Origin of the sequence: Pseudomonas sp., assembly GCF_050739995.1 — a bacterium.
Lineage (GTDB): Bacteria > Pseudomonadota > Gammaproteobacteria > Pseudomonadales > Pseudomonadaceae > Aquipseudomonas.
Genome location: NZ_JBOICG010000017.1, coordinates 1 through 1636 on the forward strand (window position 1 = coordinate 1; position 1636 = coordinate 1636).

The 1636-nt window shown below is 59.7% G+C and carries 2 protein-coding genes; one reads left to right on the forward strand and one right to left on the reverse strand.

The features are described from left to right. Positions 1-94 precede the first annotated feature (94 nt). Positions 95-862 carry a DODA-type extradiol aromatic ring-opening family dioxygenase gene (locus ACRESD_RS00450; protein WP_431749132.1) on the reverse strand — a complete coding sequence of 256 codons (768 nt, stop codon included), beginning with the start codon at positions 860-862 and terminating at the stop codon, positions 95-97. 104 nt (positions 863-966) lie between these two features. Between ACRESD_RS00450 and ACRESD_RS00455 the strand changes: the two genes are divergently transcribed. Further along, positions 967-1623 carry a thiopurine S-methyltransferase gene (locus ACRESD_RS00455; protein WP_431749133.1) on the forward strand — a complete coding sequence of 219 codons (657 nt, stop codon included), beginning with the start codon at positions 967-969 and terminating at the stop codon, positions 1621-1623. Positions 1624-1636 lie beyond the last annotated feature (13 nt).

Consider the following 1636-nt stretch of genomic DNA (forward strand, 5'->3'; position numbering starts at 1 on the left):
TGCCTGCGATGGCGGTGGTTCAGTCCGCGCATTTGTCACCGCTGTACCGCAATCGCAGGCAAGCCAGCTCCCACAGAGAAGCGCGCGTGTTTCTTCAGTCGAAGCGGTAGATGTCCATCCCCAGGGCTCCCATGGTGAACCCCTGATGTACCACGCTGAAATCACCACCCGCTCCGCGTGCAAAGTACAAAGGCAGCAAGTGCTCGTCGCTTGGATGACTGCGCACGGCATGCGGCGCCTGGCGACGATAGTCGTGCAGTGCGGTTTCATCGTTGGTTGCGAGTTTTTCCACCATCCAGTCGCGGAAGTCTCGTGCCCAGGGCTCGATGGTTTCAGGCCCGGCACGCCAGTCCAGTTCACCCAAGTTATGGGTGATGCTGCCGGAGCCGATCAGCAATATACCCTGTTTACGCAGGCCGGCGAGGGCGTGCCCGACACGGGTTTGCAATGCAGGGCCCATGCGGCTGGGCAAGGAAACCTGGACGACCGGGATATCCGCCGCCGGGTACATCAGTGACAACGGCACCCAGGTGCCGTGGTCGAAGGGGCGGCGATCATCGATGCGTGCGTTCAGGCCATCGGCGTGCAGCAATTCGACAATCTCGCCGGCCAACCGCGGGTCGCCCGGTGCCGGGTACTGCACGGCAAACAACTCGCGCGGGAAGCCGCCGAAGTCATGCCAGGTTTCCGGGGCGGCACTGCCGCTGACCAGCAGTTCGTGGCTTTCCCAATGCGCCGACACCACCACAATCGCCTTGGGGCGCGGCAGTTCGGCAGCCAGGCGTTGCAGCGCAGGGCCGCTGGCACCGGGTTGCAGGGCAAGCATGGGCGAACCGTGGGAAATAAACAGGCTGGGGAGCATAAGTCGGGTCCTGAGCGTTAATATGTGCTCATCTTCAATCAGATCATTGATCTAAATCTAATATAAGTTTTAGCCCTTTTTGATCGAATTTTCCGGGTGATTCCATGGAGCCTAAATTCTGGCAGGACCGTTGGGCGCGCAATCAGATCGGTTTTCACCTACCTGAGGTCAATCCTTGTCTGCAACGACACTGGCCGCTATTGGGCCTTGCCGAAGGCTCCAAGGTGCTGGTGCCGCTGTGTGGCAAGAGCCTGGACTTGATGTGGTTGGCAAGCCGAGGGCTGCGGGTGTTGGGTGTGGAGCTGTCTGAGCAGGCGGTTGAGGCGTTTTTCAGCGAACAGAACCTGACCCCGAGAATCAGCGAGCGGGGCGTGTTCAAGGTGTATCAGGCGGATTTGATCGAGATTTGGTGTGGCGATTTCTTTGCCTTGGGTTCTGAGCCGCTGGCTGATTGCACTGCGCTGTATGACCGTGCCGCACTGATCGCGTTGCCGCCATTGATGCGTGCGCAGTACGTCGAGCATCTGAATACCCTGCTACGTCCAGGTTGTCAGGGGTTGTTGATCACCCTCGATTACGATCAGGCGCAAAAAGCCGGGCCGCCGTTTGCAGTGACGGATGATGAGGTGAAGGTGTTGTTCGGTTCGGACTGGACCTTGGAGACGCTGCAAGAGCAAGACGTGCTGGGGGAGAGCTGGAAGTTTGTGCAGGAGGGCGTCACGCGGCTTGACGAGCGTGTCTATCAGCTGACGCTGCGTTGACCAAGTCGCCGTC